Here is a 17,470-nt window from a genome sequence, read left to right as displayed (position 1 = left end):
AGAACATTACCGCGTCCAACCCGATCGACCCCGACCTCCATTTGACAGATCGGCGCACCGCCACCTGGAACAACCACTGTTCCCCGTCGCCTGCGCCACAGACCCGAGAAGAGCCAAAGAGCACCATGACATTCCGCGAAGAGCAAGAGTCAAAGAGTCCTATGACAATCCGCGAAGAGCAAGAGTCAAAGAGTCCTATGACAATCCGCGAAGAGCAAGAGTCAAAGAGTCCTATGACAATCCGCGAAGAGCAAGCTCGCCAGCGAAGTCGGCGGCGCCGGTTCCCCCGCTCTCGCACGCCGGGATCCCGGATCGCGGCACGGCGCCACCGGCCGCTACTCGAGACCCTCGACAGCCGCGTCCTGTTCGCAGTGGACATCACGTCCTTAAGCGTTGCTGCGGGCACCGTCACCTTCGCCGGCGACCAGAACGGCACGACGGCGGATACCCTGATGTTGTCGGAGGTGGCCGTCGGGATCGACGGCGGGGGCACGGAAATCCGGCTGTCCCACGACTTGATCGGCAACGGCGGGACGGGCGACTACGAAGACTCCACGGACGTGGACCCCAGCACCGGGGTTGCCCACATCGTCATCGGCTCAGGCTCGGCCCCGCTGATCACCGTCGACCTGGGAAGTGGAGACGACACGCTGACGAACGACGGGACCTGGACGTTCGGTCACAACGTCTCCTACGACGGCGGCACCGGGTCGAACACGCTGGCGACGATCGACGGGACGAACACCTGGACCCTCACCGGCCCGAAGGCGGGCAACATCAACGGACTAAGCGCCCTCGCGTTCACCTCGGTCGACACGCTTCAGGGCGGGGACGGCACCGACACGCTGAACGGCCGGAATGTGGCGAGCACCTGGGCGCTCGCGAACAGCCTGACCTACAACGACGGTTCCGCCTCAGTGACCCTGAGCGGCTTCGAGACGCTGCAGGGCGGTTCAGACGTCGACACCTTCAACATCACCGGCAATGATTTTATCGCAACGGCGACGGGCGCGCTCAAAGGCGGTGCCGGGAACGATGCCTTCAACTTCAACTACAACAACTCCGCCAACTTCCCAGCCTTCCTCGATGGGAGCATCGACGGCGAGGGCGACAGCGACACCCTGAACTACAGCAGCTACGGCGTGCCGATCACCGTCGTCCTTTCCGGCACCTCCAACGCCAACGGCTACTCGGGCGGTGAGAGTTCCAGCGTTTCCGGCACGTTCGACGGCATCGACACGATCACCGGGACCGCCGTGGGCGGGGACGTCCTCCAGGGCAAGGACGCGGTGAGCACCTGGGCGCTCGACGGCACGCCGACCTACTTCGACGGCAGCAACACCCTCAACTTCTCCGCCTTCGAGACGCTCCAGGGCGGCTTGGCGGCCGACACCTTCAACGTCACGGCCAACACCACCGCCACCCTCCAGGGCGGCGCCGGCGCCGACAGCTTCGTCTTCTCCGACGGCATCGCCCTGACTGGCACCGTCGCGGGCCAGGATGATAGCGATACGCTCAACCTGTCCGCCTACACCACCGCCCTGAGCGTGACGCTGAGCTCCTCCTCCTCGGCGAATGGCTACGCCGGTACCGATGGGGTGACCGGCGGCTTCAGCGGGATCAACGCGATCACCGGCGGCGGCAGCTCCGACACCCTGACCGGCGAGAACGTCGCCAGCACCTGGACGCTGGACGGCGCGCCATCCTACAACGACAGCACGGGAGGCAGCCTGGCCTTCTCCAGCTTCGAGACGCTCCAGGGCGACTCGGCGATCGACACCTTCAATATCTCGGCCAGCACCACAGCGAGCCTCAAGGGCGGCGGTGGGCTCGACGCCTTCAACGTCACCGCCGATGGCGTCTCCCTGACCGGCAGCATTGACGGCGAGGCGGCGAGCGGCACCCTCTCCTACGCCGGCGTCACCTCGGCCGTCGCCGTGACCCTGTCCAGCTCGTCCGGCACCGGCTTCAACGGCACCGGGACCTCGCTTAGCGGCGGCTTCAGCAACATCGCGAATATCCAGGGCGGCAGCGGCAGCTCCGACACTCTGACCGGCGAGAACGTGGCGAGCAACTGGGGTCTGGACGGGTTGCCGAGCTACTTCGACGGCAGCAACACCCTCGACTTCTCGGCCTTCGAGACGCTCCAGGGCGGCTCTGCAGTCGACAGCTTCGCCATCTCGGCGAACACCACCGCCACCCTCAAGGGTGGGGCCGGCGATGACAGCTTCGCCCTCTCGAACGGCGTCACCCTGACCGGCACCGCGGCAGGCGAGGGCGGCAGCGATACGCTCAACCTGTCCGCCTACACGACGGATGTCTCCATCATCCTGACCAGCTCGGATTCGGACGGCTTCATCGGCACCGGAACCGGGACCGGCGGCTTCAGCGGGATCAACGCCATCACCGGCGGCAGCGGCTCGAACAACACCCTGACCGGCGAGAACAGAGCCAGCACGTGGGGGCTCGACGGATCGCCCACCTATGACGACGGGACGAGCTTGCTCTCCCTCAGCACCTTCCAGACCTTGCAGGGCGGCTCGGACGCCGATACCTTCGCCATCTCGGCGAACAGCTCGGCCACGCTCAAGGGTGGCGGGGGCGCGGACAGCTTCGCCTTCAGCGGTTCGGCCGTGCTGTCGGGCACCATCGACGGCGAGGCCGGAAGCGACACCGTCAGCTACAGCGGCTACGGTTCCGCGATCAACGTGGTCTTGAGCGCCGCGGCCGCCGACGGCTACACCGGCACCGAGGCGACGAGCCTCACGAGCCCCTTCGCCGGCATCGACGTACTGACCGGCAGCTCCGTCTCGGATACCCTGACCGGCGAGAATGCCGCGAGCACCTGGTCCCTCGGTGCGTCGCTCACCTATAAGGACAACGGCGTCGCGAACAGCCTGGCCTTCTCCAGCTTCGAGACGCTCCAGGGCGGGAGCGACAGCGACGCCTTCACCATCTCGGACGCCGTCAGCGCGACGCTGAAGGGCGGCTCGGGTGCCGACTCCTTCGCGATGGCCACCAACGGGGCCCTGACCGGTTCGATCGACGGCGAGGGCGGCAGCGACACGCTGACTTATACCGTCTCGACACCTGTCACCTTGACCCTGTCCAGCTCGGGCGTCACCGGCTTCGCCGGCACGGCCACCTCGCTCACCGCCGGCTTCGGCGGCATCAACGTCGCTCAGGGCGGCAGCGGCAGCTCCGACACCCTGAACGGCGAGAACCTCGCCAGCACGTGGGGCCTCGACGGCACGCCGACCTACTCCGACGGCAGCAACACCCTCGACTTCTCGGCCTTCGAGACGCTCCAGGGTGGCTCGGCGATCGACACCTACAATGTCTCCGCCAACACGACCGCCAACCTCAAGGGCGGGAGCGACGTTGACAGCTTCAACCTCAGCGGTGCGGCCATGCTGACCGGCTCCATCGACGGTGAAGCCGACAGCGGTACCCTGTCCTACTCCAGCTTCTCGTCAGCCGTCGCGGTCACGCTGACGAGTTCGGACGCCATCACCGGCTTCGGCGGCACGGCCACCTCGCTCAACGCCGGCTTCAGCAACATCGGCACCATCATCGGCGGTTCCAGCACCGACACCCTGAGCGGTGGGAACTCCGATAGCACCTGGATCCTCGACACCGCCAAGACCTACGGCGATGGCGTCGGGATCCTGAACTTCTCGGCCTTCGAAATCCTCCAGGGCGGGGACGGCGTAGATACGTTCGCCATCCGGGCCAACACGACGGCGACGCTCAAGGGCGGCGACAACGCCGATACCTTCGACTTCCAGGCCAACGGTGTGTTTCTGAGCGGGAAGATCGACGGCGAGAATGGCGCCGACACGCTCACCTACTCGGGCTACACGTCGGCAGTGACGGTGAACCTCGCCGCCGCCGCCGCCACGGGCACTACCGGCATGGTCAGAATCGAGACCCTCGTCGGGAACTCGAACTCGAGCTCCACCACGCTGGTCGGTGCCAACAACGCCAACCTGTGGTCGATCACGAGTACCGGCGAAGGGACCGCGGACAACCTAGTCTTCGGCAGCAGCTTCGCGTTCTCCCAGGTCCGCAATCTGACCGGCGGCGGCCAGAACGACACCTTCATGTTCTCCGCAGGAGCGGGCGTCACCGGGAGCATCAACGGAGGGAGCGGCACCGACACACTCAACTTCACCTTCTCCATCGACGCCCTGACGGCGGCCATCTCGGCCAATAACGGTGGGTCCATCACCAGCACCGGGGTATCCTTCGGCTTCTCAGGGGTGGAGAACCTGACCGGTGGGTCCGGCAACGACACCTTCTCGATGGGCAGCGGCAGGACCCTCACCGGGAGCATCAATGGCGGTGGCGGCCTCGACACGCTCAGCTACGCGTCCTATGCGACCAGCGTCCGCGTGGACCTGTCCAACGGCGCGGCCTTGGGGATCAAGGGCGGAGCCAGTGGCGGCGTCCTCAACTTCGAGAACGTCATCGGAGGCTCCGGCAACGACATCCTCACCGGTGGCACCGGCGCCAACGTCCTGACGGGCAATGGCGGCAACGACATCCTCGTCGGAAATGGCGGCGATGATACGCTGTCGGGCAACGCCGGCACGGACATCCTCATCGGCGGCGCCGGGGCCGATGCACTCTCCGGTGGCAACGGCGACGACATGCTGATCGGCGGCAGCACCAGCTACGACAGCAACATCGGGGCCTTGACCGCGATCATGGCCGAGTGGAGCCGGACCGATCTGGACTATGCCACCCGCATCAGCCACCTCAACGGCTCCGTCGCCGGCGGCCGCAACGGCGCCTTCTTCCTGACCGGCGCGACCGTCCTCAACGACGCGGCGATCGACTCCCTGTACGGCGACGACGGGCTGGATTGGTTCCTCCTCTTCCCGAACGATGTCGTCAATGACCTCAACACGGGGGGCACCGAGCGTCGGGATAACTTCTGAGACCGAGTCGTCTCGTCCTGAAGCAGAGGCACCCGGGCCGGGTTGGGCTCGGGTGTTTCCTTTCCCGGTCGGGGATCCCTCCCACCGTGGAGAGTGCGACACCAGACTCGCTGGTCGGAGTGTACGCCCGACGAAGGAGTCCGCGAGTTTCGGACTGTCTGCGAACTCATGCTATAATTCCGAATTGAGCAGGCCTTCTTCCGGACGCAGGAGATCTCCCCCACCAGCGCCTTTCGGCGGCAACGGGGCGCCGTACGTATTCGAGGCGCAAGATGAGTATGACACAAAGGTTCGTAGGGATGACCGTCCTCCTCGCCCGGATATAGCGGTTCGCCACCTGCGTCGCAAACCGCCAACCCGTCGGGCCCTCGTGCTCGAGCCGCTCGAAGGCAGGGACCTGCTGTCGGTCGTCTCCACTCTGGGCCAGGACGGTGTCCTCGCCATCGTCAGCGACTCAACTGACGCGGTCGTCGTCCAGTGCGTCGATGGGCTCGTGAAGGTCGATGGCGACGACCCGGACTCCGGGGCCGCGGCGTGCGAGGAGATCACGGCGATCACGATCACTGGCGGTCCCGAGCCGGACGCCAACCTCATTGACCTCCGCGGCGTCGTCCCCGCCCACTTCCCCTCCCTCGCGAGCCTCCAGGTCGACGGCGGCGGGGGGCGCGACCGGCTGATCGGCCCCGACCTGCCGGCCCTCTGGATCCTGACCGCTCCGGACGAGGGGAGCCTGGCCGGCCCTGCCCTCGGACCATTCGCGACCTACACCTTCACTTCCGTCGAGGACCTCGTCGGCGGCGCTGGGGCGGATACGTTCGTGTTCGGCGCGGGCACAAGCCTCTCCGGCGTGCTCGACGGGGGCGGGGGCGGCGATGCCCTGGACTTCGGCGACGTCGGCGACCCCCTGGATGTGCAGCTGAGCGGCTCCGACGCCCTGGGCTTTCACGGCACGGCGACGGGCATCGGCGGCGGATTCGAGCACATCGCCATCTTAATCGGCGGCACCAGTACAGACCGCCTGATGGGAGAGGGCGCAGCCAGCACCTGGAGCCTGGACGGTACCCCAAGTTATAGCGACGGTGCCGGTACACTCCGGTTCGCGGGCTTCGAGACACTCCAGGGCGGCCGGGGCGACGATACGTTCCACCTGATCGGAGACTCCCTGGGGAACCTGGCGGCCGAGGTCGCCGGGGGCGAGGGCGACGACCGCTTCCTGTTCCGTGGGATCGCCATCCTGACCGGCTCGATCGACGGCGAGGGGGGCCGGGACACGCTCGACTACGACGGCTTCGCCAGCTCCGTTGCCGTGGTGCTGACGGCTTCGGATGCGAGCGGCCATGCGGGGGCCGAAGACAGCTCCATCAGCGGGGGCGGCTTCCGGGGCGTCGACACGTTCGTCGGCAGCGGGCTGAACAGCGGTCCGGACATCCTCCGGGGCCGGGACACGCCCTCCAGGTGGACGCTAGGCGCCATCTCGACCTATGCCGACGGCCCGTCCAGTTCCTTGAACTTTTCCGCCTTTGAATCCCTCAGGGGAGGCTCGGCCGAGGACCGATTCGAGATCGCATCGGACACCGCAGCAAGCCTCTCGGGTGGCGGAGGCGACGATGCCTTCACCTTCGCGGCCGACGGCGTGACGTTGCACGGAGCGATCGACGGCCAGGGCGGCCGCGACCGGATCGACCAGGCGGCATTCCGGAATCCGACCAGGATCGACATGTCCGCGGGCACGGCCACGGGGGTCCCGGGCGGGATCCGCGGAGTCGAGGACGCCACCGGGGGCGATGGCGACGATACGCTCATCGGCGACCCGCTCGCTAACGCCCTGGACGGCGGGCCCGGCAATGATCGCCTGTTCGGTGGCGGGGGCAACGATCGCTTGCTCGGCGGCGACGGCAGCGATGATTACGTCCTCTCGCCCGGCGACGGAAGCCGCGACGTCCTCATCGACACGCTCGGCGACGACACCCTCGACTTCTCCACGGCCGGCGCGGGCATCACGCTCGACCTGGATTCGGAGGCCGTCCAGGCGGTGACCCCGGGCGGCACGGTCCAGCTCGTCGGAGATTTCGAGAACGTCGTGGGCTCCCGCTTCACCGACACGATCGCCCTCGCGGCGTCCCCCGGCCCACGACGGGTTGACGGGGGCCCACCGGGAACCCGGCCGGGGGATACCCTCCGCTTCGATGCCCGCGGCCAGGCCGTGACCCTGACCCCAACGACCATCACCTCAGAAGGCTTTGCAACCGTCGCGTACACCGCGTTTGAACAGGTCGAACTCATCAATGCCGCGGGGACGGTCCCGAACAGCTCGGACCTTTCGTTGAGCCAGTCCGCGGCGCCAGACTTCGCCAGGGCTGGAGAAGGCGTGGCGATCTCCATCACGGTCACGAATCTCGGCCCTTCGATCGCCACGAGAGTGACCGTTGTCGATACGCTTCCGGACGATGTGAGCCTCGCATCGGCCACCGCAAGCCAGGGGGACTGCCGGGTCGTCGGCTCCACCCTGATCTGCGACTTGGGCTCGGTCCCCATTGGTGCCTCCGCCACCGTCACCCTGATCCTCGTGCCCCGGTCGGCGGGAACGCTCTCGAATACGGCCCGCGTGAGAGCCAACGAGCCGGACCCTGGTCCGGTCAACAACGAGACAACGCTGACTCTCACCGTGACGTCCGCCACGCCCAGTCCTCCCCTGGTCGTCGAGGGCTTCCGGAGGTCCGGCATTCATCGCCAGCCCACCCGGCTAGTGCTCACGTTCAACCAACCGCTCCAACCGGCGACGGCCGTCGATGTGAGCAATTACCGGTTGGTCGGCCTGGGACGGGACAGGCGGTTCGGGACTCGAAACGATCGTCACATCGCCATGCGGTCGGTGAAACTCGATCCCACCGGGCGGGTCGTGACTCTCACGCCGATCGTCAGGCTCCCGATTCGACTCCGCTTCCAGTTGACCGTCGCCGGGGCGGAGTCGGTCGGCTTGACCAGTACATCGGGCCGACTCCTGGATGGAGACTCTGACGGCCGTCCCGGCGGATCCTTCATCACCCGGTTCGGTGGGTGGGTTCGATGGTTACCGGGGTGGATGCGAACTCAGCTCATCACCGAGTGATGTAGTGGGAACGGGCATTTCGGTTGGGGGGATGCCGATTCTGGTCCATTTCGATGCCGCCTACGTCTCAGCTAGCGGGGAAAGTCGTGGTGGCTGTCGGTCGCCCGCCGTCGCCGGCCCGGGGTCTTGTTCTTCAGGCCCATCTTGGCCATCTGCCGCCGGACCCGCTTGCCGTTGACCGCCCAGCCCTCGCGGCAGAGCGTGACCGTCAGCCGGCGATGGCCGTAGGTCGACCACCGGGCGGTCAGCCGCCCCGGCGCTGCCGAAGCCGCCCTTCGTCGGCTGCCGGTGTGGCCTCGTGGTAGACGTTGCTGCGCGGCCAGCCGGTCGCCCGGCAGATCAGCCGGACCGGGTACTCGGCCGCCAGCCTCAGGACGACCTCGCGTCTCGCCTCAGGGCCGGGGGGAGCAAGGTCGAGGCTTTATTGCGACTTCCAGCTCCATGGTGAGGCGCCCGACCATCTGCTCCAACTCGGTGATATGGTCCTGGTCCTGTTGTTCCCCGCCCTGGCAGAGAATTCAGGCGGGGTATTCAGATGCAACAAAAACGACCCCAGATGTTGAGTCCAGGGCCGGGGGACCGGCGCCGTCCCTGGCCCCGGTCGATTACGTGGCATCGGAACGGATCCCGGGCCGTAGGGCAGGGCAGGGGTTCAGTCAGCCCACGTTGGCCGGGGCCGGCAAACGGTCCCGGAGGATTCTCGCCACGCGCCTCCAGGGGATCATGGACGAGTCCTCGCCACGTCGGAATGCGGCCAGTTGAGGCTCCGCCCATTCCTGGAGCGTTTTGCCGGCAACCATGTCATCTCGCTTGGCGCCGATGAGGGTTAGGGCCGCGACATGGCGTTCCGTTTTCGAGATCAGCCACAAGAGGGCCCATGCCGTCTCGAGCTCGGCGGCGGACTTGCGGACTTTCGTCGCGACCACCATCTGTGACTCCCTTGGGAAGCCGATTCCACTCCTCGTCCGACCAAGCTTTAAGCCCCTTGTAATCGAACATGGTTTCGCCTCGTGAGGATTCCTCGGATCGAGCACGACCTGATTCAGAGACCCGCCTCAGGAGAACGCAGCAGGACCGGATCCCCAAGCGCCGGCGAGAGGGCTGCGAGTTGGGCCAACGCCTGGGGTGGGGCGTCCCAGTCGGGCTCGAAGCGAATCCCGCGATCCCCCGGGTAGGGTCGGCGGTGATCGGCTGTGCCCTCGAGGAGTTCGCCGGGGATCCCCTCCGGGAAGGCGGCGCATCTCAAGGACCGTCGTCACTCGGGCGGAGCCGTTGGCAGATGATGCAGAGCGGATAGGTTTCGGCGGGAAATCGGATCTCCATCGTCAGCGTCCCATCGGGGGGATGGAGTGCCTATCATCAATGGCCCTGCCGGGAGCGGAGCACGACCCGCTCGGCAGGTTTGTGCGGCCACGCGAGTCCGGCACCGTGGCCTTTGCACCGAGTCGCCAGGATGTGACGACTACTGGCTATCTTCTGAAAGAGCAGGAGGGAGGTCGGTTCGATATCGAACCCACCAGGTTTTTCCTTGCCGAATCTCGCTCGACCCGCCTCGGTGTCACGGGAATAGGCGTTCGTACTCATCGCGCATGGCCCGGTAGCATTCGCACGAGGCGTCTTCCAGCCGTTCCCGGTCGAGGATCCTCATCAGGCCGCGACGATAGGTGATCAATTCCGCCCCCTGCAGGGCCCCGGCGGCGAGTGTGACGCTCGCACGTCGGACCCCGAGCATCAGGGCGAGGAACTCGTGAGTCATGGGGAATTCATCCGCCCCGGCCCGATCGGCGCTGATCAACAACCATCGGGCGCATCGCTCTTCGATCGGGTGGAGGACATTGCACGCGACCATCCACGCCGTCGAACCGTGGAGATATTAGGTGTAACGCGAGAGTACCTCGTGGAGTGGGCCGCCGCGACGGCCTTCGCCCGCAAATGCCGACACGGGCATCCGGGCGACTTCGCCCGGAATCTGGCAGATCACCTGGACCGAGGAGGCCTCGGCCCCCAGGAACGCAGGGATCCCGATCATCACCGCGATGCCCACCGCAGCGACCTCGGCGGACTGGCCATCGACGATGATCAGGATCGTGGAAAGGGCCCCGCTCCGGGGGAAATAGACATAGTCGAGGGGGCTACCCGGCCGGTACAGGACGTCCCGAAGTTTGAGCGACTTGATGTCCGCGTGGGCGAGAATCCTGTCGTACTCATCCAGTGGGAGTGCGGCCAGGAGATGACTCTCGGTCGGGGCGTGCGGCGATCGAGTGGGATAAGGCATCGGTTCGCTCTCGTTAGCGATTCGGCTAGGCGGACGCCAATCGCGAGATGCCGATGGCTTATGTGGCGGGTAGCGTACTGTCCACTCTACCGTGAATGACGAGCCCTGATCCGTTCGATACCGAACAAAGCAAAGGGGCTATCCCAATTCTTTCGGCGCGGCGTTCGCAAGTTCAGGGAGGGGCGTGCGACGAGCAGAGCACGAGGAGACCTGTCCTGAAGGCTTGCCGCAATTCATGGGACGGAGTGGCATGGGAGGATCAGCGCCGGACCTTTGCACGGGCCTCTTTTTGGACTGGCGGCCATGCCGGAGGTGTGGGCAACGCATCGTCGGCACCGAGGACGTGGGATCATGGTTGTGCCTCGAATGCTGGCGAATTGACCAAGCTCGCTTTGTGTAAGCGTTCACGCCCCATCGCCCAGGATCGATGGTTTCTGAGACCCATTCTGGTGGGCCATGATGGCTTGAGTGAGGAATTTCAACACGTCGCGGCCCTGGGATCGGCAACTGGCCACCACGGTTAAGATCCGTTCCACGAACCGACTGCCCTGTTCACTGTCGGTGCCATAGCTCGTCTTCCGCCAACAGACGGCATGACGGACGGCACGTTCGGCCGCATTATTCGTCGGCTCCACACCAGGCCTCGACGCGAACGTCCAAAGGCTTGCCTCAAGGGACAGGAGTTCGCTACAAACGCCGGCGGTCTTCGAGCCGCCACATTGCGATCCGGACTCAAGCAGGAGATGGACCTCTTCACGTAACCAGGGGAGGATCTCCCGCTGAAACCAGGCCCGGGTGCGAATCTCGGCGCGGACTTTCCCCCACTCCTGGGAGAGGATATCGGCGTATAGCAACAACTCTTCGCCGACCCCCGAACCTGGATCACGACGATCGATCATCGCCTGAAAATCGCGGCGGAGATGCGCCCAGCAAATTTGGCGTTTCTCGCTGGGCAGGTGAGTGTAGACCGAGTATCGATCGGTCGTCAGCACGCCGGGTGTAGATCCGACCAGATCATCGAAGGCTCCCCGATTGCGTTGCCTACGGATCAAGAAAACGGTCACCAGGCGGGTCACCGCGGCCCAGAGCCAGGCTTTCTTCTTGCCTTGTTTCCAGCCGGTCTCATCGACATTGGCGTCGCGCGTTTGTGTGTGATTCAAGGCCTCGTCGTGGATCGAGTGCAAGGCGAGACTGGTCCTGGCTTCGAGCTTGCTGACGCTGCCCAAGGCCATGGGAATGTCGTAGATATCGGCGAAGAGTAAAGCGATGGTTCGCTTGCTGAGCCGGCCGACGCCACTGAAGTAGGCTGTGGCCGCTTGGATTCTGGGGCCAAAGCCGTTGGCCGCCTCGGGGACTGGGGCTGCGGTAGTTCGGGCCTGGCAGAGAGGGCAGTCGAGGGTGTGGCGGCGATGATGGGTGACCCACCGTAGCTTCTCGTGGAGTTCGATCACCTGATCGATGGAGGGATCGGGATCGTCGCCAGCCAGTGAGGTGCCACAACGTCCGCAGTGTGACGGTTTGTAATCGACGACTTGATCGGGAGGCAAGATCACGCGGTCATGTTTGGGATGTCCGGTCTGCCCGCCGCGTCGCCGCTGGCTGGGCGGACGTGGCACGCCCCGCTTGTGCTGAGGACCATCGGAGGATGGAGGGCGGGAGGAGTTGGACGAATTCTGCTGGAGCTTGGCTTCGAGTTGAGCGACCTGCGCCGCGAGTTGTGTGGCAAATGCTTCGAGTTGGCGCAAGTAAGTCTGAACCGCGACAGGCAGCGAGGCGAAGAGTTCCTCAGGGAGTGGTGGAGGCATCGTCATGAAAGAGACGCTACCATACCTGGGACGATCGCGCAAGGCCGTGAACGGTTACATCTTGGGTGGTTGACCGGTTTTGTGCTTTATCAAAACTCGTTGGAAAACGTGCCCGAATTGCCGCTGATCATTGATCGCGTTCGCCGAAACCTGCTGTAATTTTGTCGAATAAACAAGCAATTTTTCTTTGATGATATGTGCGCCACGCAGAGACAAGGGATCGCCTTGGCTGTGATCCGATGGAAGGGTCGTAATCACGGCCGTTGTGGAGAAAAGTGGCACTTATTAACGCATGTGACGTGTTTGTTATGTCAAGAAGGACGTGGAATGTTGCAGATTGTATGGCTGGAATTTATAAATCCGCGAGGAGGAATCCCTTGCAGACATGGCCTTATCCAGCTTACGCAAACTGCGTGCGAATTGTCGAATGTCATCAATAGACTTATAAGATGAGGCGGGTTACTTTGGATGCGCGGACGCATTGGCCCAGGAGACCCCCGAAGTGTCAACCGGCAGGCTTGAAGATCCGGCAACTCCCCCAACCCATGTGAGCGCCAAGCCACAGGGGCCGCGTGGGGGCTTGCTCTGGCATCATGTCTGGACGGCGATCTTCGCGGCCAATCTCGTCGCTCCGATGTGGTTTGCCTCATCCTTGTGGGATGACGGCAAGCAGCTCGGGGAGATCGGCATGGCGATGGCGATCGCGATACTCTGGCTCCTCGGCGACATTGCAGGCGCGAGATCGCGTGACATGCGGCTCATGCTCATCGCTGGCGGCATCATCGTCGCCATCTCCCAGTTTTTCCCCCTCCTTCAAATGGTCGCGGGCGTGGTGAGCCTAACACTCGTCGCCTGGATCTCGGGCAGTTCGACGACGGATTTCGGCACGCCGCAAGAGCAGCTGTCCAGCCTCGAATACTTCCTGGCAACGTTATTCACGGGGTCGCTCCTACTCCTCGCCAGTTGCCTCGCCGGCCTACCGTTCCGATGGTTGAGGGACAGGCGGCGAGTGACTAGGTGAACACGCCAATCGGAATTGAAGTGTACTCCCTTTGTGAGTACACTTTTGGGGTGGTGCGTGTGGTGCGCATCGTTGGCGGGTCCAAAAAAAAGTTCTGAACTCTGCTCAAAAACGCACGCCCTCACGTTGTCTCGGGATCGGGCGGTTCCAGCAAATCACCCTCCCCCAACTGGTTCTTCGTGGAAGGTAGAATCCGCTCTTGTTTTGATCGCATGTATACCACGCAGAGACAAGGGATCGCCTTGGCTGTCATGAGATGGAAGGGGCGTATACCACGCAGAGACAAGGGATCGCCTTGGCTGTCATGAGATGGAAGGGGCGTAATCGCGTCCGCTGTGGAGCACAGTGGTATTTATGACCGCAGGCCACATGCTGGCAATTCAAATTTGTGTAAAAGTGAGCCGATCTAGGCCGCGTGTCGGTAATATAAACTTGAATAAAAGTGATACTCGCTAGCATGGCTTGGATTCGTTTCGCCGCGAGAAGGAATCCCTTGTGGGTATAGATTTGTCCAGAATACAGGCTGCGTGCAGATTGTCGAATGCCATAATCGCTCATGCGCGAATGTCCCCAATTCCAACTTAAAGAGTTCCTCAGGCATTCGACGGTGGAACTCGCGACCGGCGTGTACAACGACGAGGAACTGCACGACCTGAGAGGGACGGCGGGCATGTTGCCTGTGCGATGAGGGAGGATTTCACGTCGATCGGGTAAGTAACGTCTCTCGAAGTCGGAGTTCGCCCCACTCGCGGGAATGAGGACAATGCGCCCTGCCGATGAGCTGAGGCCTCGACGGCGACTTGACCGAGGAGATCGCCGATTTTGCGAGCTCTCGCCCCGTTCGCTGTGGCGTCGGCTCGCCACTACGACTTGCAAGTTGGATCAAGTGCCGCTAACCTGACTTGCCTGTCGACTCGAAGGGATCGAGCATCGATTTTTCATGGAGGATGACTTGCGCCATCTTGTGCTGTTCACCACCCTGGGGCTGGCTGGTCTCGCCTTGCCTCATGACGTCAACGCATCGCCTGTCACCGAACATGGCTACCGATTCCTCGGTACAGTGACGGAAGCATACGACAATTGGGGCCATGGGCTCTTTGAGGGCATCGAGCCCGGTGATCCGCTTATCGTCGACGTCCGCATCGGAGACGGGGTAGTCGACCTCGACCCTTCCACATCGCAAGTGCACGCCCTCACGACCGGAAACCTCAAGCCCGGGGAGATCTGGACGGGTATTATGGCCGGTCGCTTCGGCATGGGTACCACGTCGGAGGCCTCCGCCGAATTGCGCATCGGGGACAACGAGTCGGGCGCCGGGGGCGGGTTGGTGGATCGGTTCGATTTAACGTATAGCTTCCCCTTTCATTCCGAGCGGACGCCCCTCGATCGCCATGTCTTGAAGATTCACCTGGTCGACCACGACGCGACGACGTTCCAGGGACAACTCCCGCCGTCGTTAATTCACCCCTCAGATTTCGAGGAGGCGAGTTTCGTGTGGGAAGGGTATCAATCGGCAGGCGACACCACGCCAATCTACCGCTTAGCCGGTCACCTCGAGGCGATACCCGAGCCTGGCTCCATGGCCGTGTGGGGCGGACTGCTTGCCGTCGGGACGATCTGCACGAGACTCCGGGCAAGCAAACTCAAGGTGCCCAGGCGGGGTTGAGCGCCGGAGCGAACGGCGGCAACCACATGCAAGACTTCCTGGTCAAGTAGACCGTCGGGACGGTGGTCCTTCGGCGGACAGTGATTTCTGGTAACGCATCGTTACCACTTACCTGGCCGCCGAACTCGCCTTGAACCGCTCGAGCTCAGCCGATTCGAAGCGCAGCACGCGGCCGGCCCGGATCGCCTTGAGCTGGCCCGAGGTGACCCAACGGTTGACGCTGCGCCACGACACCCCCATCAGGTCGGCAACCTGGACCTTGGTGCGCATCCGGCTTGACGCGGCGGCCTCGGTCCTCCGCCGGGTGAGGTTCTCGCTCAGGGACGCTCGATTCTTCTTCGAAGAGGGGCCTATCGAGTCAGCTCCTCTCGGGGGCGGCGGGGATGTTTTTGAGGCGTGCGATCTGAACCCGCAAGACGGCGTTCCTGGCTTGCCTCAGGTCGCGCCTTTACTTGTGTGGCCTTAATTGATGAAGGAACCTTCACCTGTAGTGAGACTCGTAAGCAAGCCTCGACTCGAAGTCATCGAGAATCGATTGCGAGTAGGAATCGAGCCCCTCCCGGCCCGGCGACTCCGTGAAGCAGAACCCCTGCAAGGCAGGTGCGACGGGTAACCACGCTCCCGACACTCGACGAGGTCACGGCGGAGGCCAGCAACCTGCGCGATTGGTTTCGGGGATTCGGTGAGAAGCATCCCGGCCGGGCACTCGGAACAAATGCAGTGGCGGAATTGGGACTGATGAATGTGTGGCTCGCCCGTGAGCGATGACGGCTACGGCGGCCACGCTTGTGGGGAAACACCAGGCCGAAGCGCCCCGCGACTACGAAAAGTCTGGGGCTGGTCGACGTCCGAGTCACTGTTTCAGCCGATCGCCTGGGCGATGAGTGACCTGGAATGAGAATTTAAGTAAGGCTTCGCTTGATCAGTTATGAACTTGTCAGCGTTTTTATGTTAATCGGCGGCCAGAGTCCGATTTTTCCCGTAGGGTGGGCACGGACCACCATCCCTATCGCCTTGCCAAAGCAGAAGTTAAGATGGTGGGCCGTACCCACCCTATCGGGAATTGTTAGGCCGAGGATGATGCCATGGCCGCTCGCGTTGACGTAGGGCGAAACGGGTTCGGCGAAGCTTAACGAATTTGAAGAGAGCCCCAGGAGAGCTGCCGGGAGTCTCACGATGCCGAACGAGACGCCAGCCCATGGCGAGCACGAACCCTCGGACACGAAGCCCGAGAGGGAACCGCTCCGGGAATTGACCCTCGGCCGATCGAAACCGCCGTTCGATCCTTCGAAAGTTCGGCCGGAACCAGAACTCCCGGCGCGTGATGAGGATCGTGAGTTGGAGTCGCTCGCGACCCGTTGTCGGGCGAAGGCGGACGCGGCCCGCTGGGCGGCGGAACGTCAACGGCGGATTCACGAGCGGAGCGAGTCGCCGGATGAGGTGGCGCCGAGTGACCCGGCGATGGTGGAGTGGGCGGAGAAGCTCACGGATGCCTTCTACTGGGCCAGCACCGACGATCCCGAGGGGACTCCGGATATTGCACGGCTGGACGCCGTGGCCGGCTCTTTCGAGGCAGTCGCCGAGGGACTGCTCCTCGTCCGAGACACTCACCGTCGGCGGGGCGGGTTGGAGCGGGATCTGCCACTGCTCGCCGAGACCCAGTCGGCGCTCCGGCGGGCGCTCCATCGTCTCAAGGCTCAGGAAGACCCGGACCAATCGGAAGTTTACGAGTGGGTGCGGGATGCCGCGATCCGGCAACACCTCTTTCTCAAGCGGTTCATGCGGGCCGATGACATGGCGGATCCGGCGGGATGGCCGGGCCTGCTCGCTCGGATCGAGGCGCAGGCGGGCAGTCGTCCGGGATCGCAACGACAGGCGATGCTTTTCGACCGCTTGCGTTCGCTCGCCGCGCCGATCGAGGGCGGGCGGTCGCATGAGTCGTGGCAGGCGATCTTCAGTCTCGTGGCGGAGTTGATCGCCGAGGGGACTCCACCCAGCAGTCGGGAGTTTCGGGAAGTGCTCCTTCCACTCCTCGACGACCTCCCCGAAGGCGAGGAGATGCCCCCTGGATTTCGACTCGTACTTCGGGAGATCGACCGCTACCTGGCGATCCGACAAACGCTCACGGCTCCTGTGGTCACTGATGAGCCGACGGCCTGGGTTCGCGAAGCCGCCCGGCTGATCTCGGGAAGGAGCCTCGTGTTGATCGGCGGACTCCGACGCCCGGAGACCCAGCGGTCGTTGAAGCGGGCTCTCGGGCTGAAGGAACTGGTCTGGCTCGAGACGAAGGAGCATCAGTCGGTCACGACGTTCGAACCGGCCATCGCGCGTCCGGACGTTGCGCTGGTCTTGCTGGCGATTCGCTGGTCGAGCCATGCCTTCGGGGACGTGAAGTTGTACTGTGACCGGCATGTCAAGCCCCTGGTGCGTCTGCCGGGTGGGTACAGCACCAATCAGGTCGCCGCCCAGATCCTTTCGCAGTGCAGCGGGCACCTCGGGGAGCGATGAAACGGCCCCCTCGTTTTCCCGGACGGCTCGGGGCAATCGGTCAGCCCGGACCGCCCGGGCCTCGATCATTCCTCGGTGGTGGCGCCCCGGCAGCGTGGTCCGCCGCCTCGCCGTGTTGTATCCTGAACCTGGCAGCGGATGAG

12 protein-coding genes are annotated in these 17,470 nt (G+C 64.1%); 5 read left to right on the top strand and 7 right to left on the bottom strand.

Features of this window, described 5'->3' with window-relative positions; all coding sequences use genetic code 11:
- Positions 1-233: 233 nt before the first annotated feature.
- Together V5E97_RS35640 and V5E97_RS35635 are read left to right on the top strand one after the other, a co-directional pair.
- Positions 234-4,943 carry a beta strand repeat-containing protein gene (locus tag V5E97_RS35640; RefSeq protein ID WP_406696293.1) on the top strand — a complete coding sequence of 1,570 codons (4,710 nt, stop codon included), beginning with the start codon at positions 234-236 and terminating at the stop codon, positions 4,941-4,943.
- Positions 4,944-5,313: 370 nt separating this feature from the next.
- Positions 5,314-8,052 (top strand): hypothetical protein, encoded by a 2,739-nt coding sequence (locus tag V5E97_RS35635; RefSeq protein ID WP_406696292.1) that lies wholly within the window; start codon positions 5,314-5,316, stop codon positions 8,050-8,052.
- Positions 8,053-8,123: 71 nt separating this feature from the next.
- Here V5E97_RS35635 and V5E97_RS35630 read toward each other — a convergent pair whose 3' ends face one another.
- The 6 genes from V5E97_RS35630 to tnpC form a co-directional block, all read right to left on the bottom strand.
- Complete coding sequence (locus tag V5E97_RS35630) at positions 8,124-8,264, bottom strand: hypothetical protein (RefSeq protein WP_406701270.1); 141 nt, start codon at positions 8,262-8,264, stop codon at positions 8,124-8,126.
- A gap of 444 nt (positions 8,265-8,708) precedes the next feature.
- On the bottom strand, positions 8,709-8,981 hold the full coding sequence (locus V5E97_RS35625) for a hypothetical protein (protein WP_406696290.1): 273 nt from the start codon (positions 8,979-8,981) through the stop codon (positions 8,709-8,711).
- Between the two features lie 113 nt (positions 8,982-9,094).
- Positions 9,095-9,298: a hypothetical protein gene (locus V5E97_RS35620; protein ID WP_406696289.1), complete on the bottom strand. Its 204-nt coding sequence runs from the start codon at positions 9,296-9,298 to the stop codon at positions 9,095-9,097.
- Between the two features lie 312 nt (positions 9,299-9,610).
- Positions 9,611-9,808, bottom strand: coding sequence for a helix-turn-helix domain-containing protein (locus tag V5E97_RS35615; RefSeq protein ID WP_406696287.1), 198 nt, complete (start codon positions 9,806-9,808; stop codon positions 9,611-9,613).
- Positions 9,809-9,925: 117 nt separating this feature from the next.
- The gene (locus V5E97_RS35610) at positions 9,926-10,327 is read right to left on the bottom strand and encodes a Crp/Fnr family transcriptional regulator (protein ID WP_406696286.1); all 402 of its coding nucleotides are present in this window, start codon (positions 10,325-10,327) and stop codon (positions 9,926-9,928) included.
- Between the two features lie 404 nt (positions 10,328-10,731).
- Positions 10,732-12,138, bottom strand: a complete 1,407-nt coding sequence (tnpC, locus tag V5E97_RS35605; RefSeq protein ID WP_406696285.1) for an IS66 family transposase — start codon at positions 12,136-12,138, stop codon at positions 10,732-10,734.
- Between the two features lie 496 nt (positions 12,139-12,634).
- On the opposite strand from tnpC, the gene V5E97_RS35600 reads away from it, so the two are divergent.
- The gene (locus tag V5E97_RS35600) at positions 12,635-13,153 is read left to right on the top strand and encodes a hypothetical protein (RefSeq protein ID WP_406696284.1); all 519 of its coding nucleotides are present in this window, start codon (positions 12,635-12,637) and stop codon (positions 13,151-13,153) included.
- A gap of 952 nt (positions 13,154-14,105) precedes the next feature.
- A complete protein-coding gene (locus V5E97_RS35595) occupies positions 14,106-14,819 on the top strand; it encodes a hypothetical protein (protein WP_406696283.1) in 714 nt (237 codons plus the stop codon).
- A gap of 108 nt (positions 14,820-14,927) precedes the next feature.
- Here V5E97_RS35595 and V5E97_RS35590 read toward each other — a convergent pair whose 3' ends face one another.
- The gene (locus V5E97_RS35590) at positions 14,928-15,089 is read right to left on the bottom strand and encodes a helix-turn-helix domain-containing protein (protein ID WP_406696282.1); all 162 of its coding nucleotides are present in this window, start codon (positions 15,087-15,089) and stop codon (positions 14,928-14,930) included.
- Between the two features lie 906 nt (positions 15,090-15,995).
- Between V5E97_RS35590 and V5E97_RS35585 the strand changes: the two genes are divergently transcribed.
- On the top strand, positions 15,996-17,327 hold the full coding sequence (locus V5E97_RS35585) for a hypothetical protein (RefSeq protein ID WP_406696281.1): 1,332 nt from the start codon (positions 15,996-15,998) through the stop codon (positions 17,325-17,327).
- Positions 17,328-17,470 lie beyond the last annotated feature (143 nt).

The sequence above is a fragment of the Singulisphaera photorubra genome, from assembly GCF_045290345.1.
Classification (GTDB): domain Bacteria; phylum Planctomycetota; class Planctomycetia; order Isosphaerales; family Isosphaeraceae; genus Singulisphaera.
The sequence above is the reverse complement of the archived record's forward strand: the minus strand, read 5'-3'. Positions and strand labels throughout refer to the sequence as shown.